1 protein-coding gene is annotated in these 3,350 nt (G+C 51.1%); it reads right to left on the bottom strand.

Features of this window, described 5'->3' with window-relative positions:
• Nucleotides 1-3,350 (bottom strand): beta strand repeat-containing protein (locus EZ444_RS26925; protein ID WP_205945361.1); only part of this gene is annotated, 3,350 nt, incomplete at both ends.

Genomic DNA, 3,350 nt, shown 5'->3' with positions numbered 1-3,350 from the left:
GCCACATCATTATCTACAATGCTGGTGGTAGCGCTGGCGGTACCAATCGTGGTAAGACCGGTAATACCCGTTAAAGTGGCACTAAATGTTTCGCCTGTTTCTACAAGGTTGTCGTTCTGAATCAGTACCGTGAAAGTCCTGGTCGCCCCGCTTGGTGAACCTGCCGGGAAGATGACCGATCCTGTAGCATTTGCGTAATCACCAGGTGCAATGGCTTGCCCATCTGAACTGGCATAGTTTACCGTAAAGGCATCCTGGACATTGCCGGTTAAAGTCACCGTAAAGGTAGCTGTACCCGCTGCCTCATTTACGGTGGCAGGGGCCGATATGGATACGCTGGCCACATCATTATCTATAATGCTGGTGGTAGCGCTGGCGGTACCAATCGTGGTAAGCCCCGTAATACCACTTAAAGTGGCGCTGAATGTTTCGCCGGATTCTAAAAGATTATCATCCAGGATAGCTACGGTAAAGGTTTCGGTCGCCCCGCTTAGCGAACCCGCCGGGAAGTTTACTGTTCCGGTAGTATGGGTATAATCGCCTGGCGACTGGGCTGTAAGGCCTGAGGTTGTATAATTTACTGCAAAGGCTTGCTGAACATTGCCTGTTAAAGTCACCGTAAAGGTGGCTGTACCCGCTGCCTCATTTACAGTTAAAGGCGTCGAGATTGCAACACTCGCTGCATCGTTATCAATAATGGTGGTCGATGCCGCAGCCGTGCCCATGGTGGTCAGGCCGGTAGTACCGGTTAAGCTCGCACTGAACATTTCATCCGCTTCCACCAGGTTGTCGTCCTGGAGCGCTACGGTAAAGGTTTGGATTGCCCCACTTGCCGAACCCGCCGGGAAGCTTACCGTTCCGCTAGCAGTAGCTGCATAATCACCTGGTGCAATGGCGGTACCATTTGCCGTAGCATAACTTACCGTAAAGGCTTCCTGGACATTACCCGTTAAGGTCACCGTAAAGGTCGCCGTTCCCGCATTCTCATTTACGGTTAAAGGGGTCGAAAGTGATACGCTCGCCACATCATTATCAATAATGGTGGTTGTGGCGCTGGCCGTAGCTATCGTGGCAAGGCCGGTAATATTACTTAAAGTGGCACTAAACATTTCGTCCCCTTCTCTAAACTGGTCGTTCAGGATAGGCACCGTGAAGCTGCTGATAGTCCCGCTTACTGAACCCGCCGGGAAGGTGATTGTTCCTGTAGTAGTTGTGTAATCGTTTGGCTGAACCGCCGAACCGTTTGATGTGTTATAATTCACCGTAACAGCATCCTGAACTCCGCCGCTTAAAGTCACCATAAAGGTAGCTATACCGGCCGACTCATTAACCGTCGGAAGGGTCGAAATTGCTACACTGGCCACATCGTTATCGATAATGGTAGTTGCGGCACTGGCCGTACTAATGGTTGTAAGACCGCTGATACCGCTTAAGACAGCACTGAATGTTTCAGCAGGTTCTGCCAGCTGGTCGTTAAAGATTGGTACGGTGAAGGTTTGTGTATCTCCGTTTACTGAACCCGCCGGGAAAGTGACTGTTCCACCGGTAGCGGTATAATCGTTCGGCTGAATGGCTGAGCCATTTGCCGTAGCATAATTTACCGTAAAGGCCTGCTGAACATTCCCTGTTAAGGTTACCATAAAGGTGGCTGTACCTGCAGCCTCATTGACTGTCGGATCGGTCGTGATCGCTACGCTTGCCGCATCATTATCCGTAATGGTCGTTGTGGCAGTGGCTGTAGCTATGGTTGCAAGACCGGTAATGTTACTCAAGGCGGCGCTGAATGTTTCGCCTGTTTCTGTAACACCATCATTAACCAGGGGAACCTGGAAGGTACGGGTCGTCCCGCTTACCGAACCCGCAGGGAAGGTGATTGTTCCTGTAGTAGTTGTGTAATCACCCGGCGCAATCGCTGTGCCGTTCGCAGTAGCGTAATCCACGGTAAAGGCATCCTGAACACCACCTGTCAGGGTCACCGTAAAGGTGGCCATACCGGCGCTCTCATTTACTGTTGGATTGGTCGAGATCGATACGCCCGCCGCATCATCATCATTAATGATGGTCGATGCGCTGGCAGTACCCATCGTTACAAGGGGACTGCTGATATTATTTAAAGTGGCGATAAAGGTTTCACCTGGTTCTGCAAAATTATCATTAACTAGATCAACCTCGAAGGTTTGTACCGCTCCGCTTACCGAACCGGCAGGGAAAGTCACCGATCCTGTCCGGGTAAGATAATCACCCACTGCACTTGCCGTACCGTTTGATGTGGTATAGCCTACCGTAAAGGCATCCTGAACATTGCCGGTTAAGGTCACCGTAAAGGTGACTGTACCATCAGTTTCATTTACCATGGCAGGAGCTGAGAGCGATACGCCCGCTCCATCTCCGTCCGTAATGGTGGTCGTGGCGCTTGCTGTGGCGATCGTGGCAAATCCCGTGATCCCGCTTAATGCTGCACTGAACGTTTCGCCTGATTCTGCAACACCATCGTTAACCAGGGGAACCTGGAAGGTCTTGGTCGCTCCGCTTATTGAACCCGCCGGGAAGGTAATTGTTCCCGTAGTAGCTGTGTAATCGCCGGGTGCAATTGCTCCGCCGTCCGATGTGGTATAGTTTACCGTAAAGGATTCCTGGACATTGCCGGTTAAAGTCACCGTAAAGGTGGCCAGACCTGTTCCCTCGCTCACCGTAGCATCGGTCGAGATGGATACACCCGCTGCATCATTATCCGTAATGCTGGTGGTAGCAGTGGCAGTACCAATCGTGGTAAGCCCGGTAATACCGCTTAAAGTAGCCCTGAACGTTTCTCCTGATTCTAAAAGATTATCATCCAGAATAGGTACGGTAAAGGTCTGGGTCGCCCCGCTTACCGAACCTGCCGGGAAGTTTACCGTTCCGGTAGTATGGGTATAATCGCCTGGCGACTGGGCTGTAAGGCCTGAGGTCGTATAGTTTACCGCAAAAGCCTCATGGACATTTCCCATTAAGGTTACCCTAAAGGTGACTATGCCCGCGTCCTCATCTATTGCTATTGGCGCCGAAATGGCTACACTCGCTACATCGTTATCATTAATGGTGGTCGTTGCCGTAGCAATACCGATCGTTGCAAGCCCCGTAATACCGGTTAAGGAAGCGCTGAATGTTTCGCCCGGCTCTACCAGGTTATCGTCATTAATAGCTACGGTAAAGGTTTGGAATGCCCCACTTGCAGAACCTGCCGGGAAACTTACCGTTCCGGCAGTAATGGCTGTATAGTCACCCGGCGACTGGGCTGTACCATTTGCGGTTGCATAATCTACCGTAAAGGCTTCCTGTACATTACCCATTAAAGTCACTCTAAAGGTCGC

Source organism: Pedobacter hiemivivus, assembly GCF_004331685.1.
GTDB lineage: Bacteria > Bacteroidota > Bacteroidia > Sphingobacteriales > Sphingobacteriaceae > Pedobacter > Pedobacter hiemivivus.
This window is presented reverse-complemented; position numbering and strand designations above follow the sequence as displayed.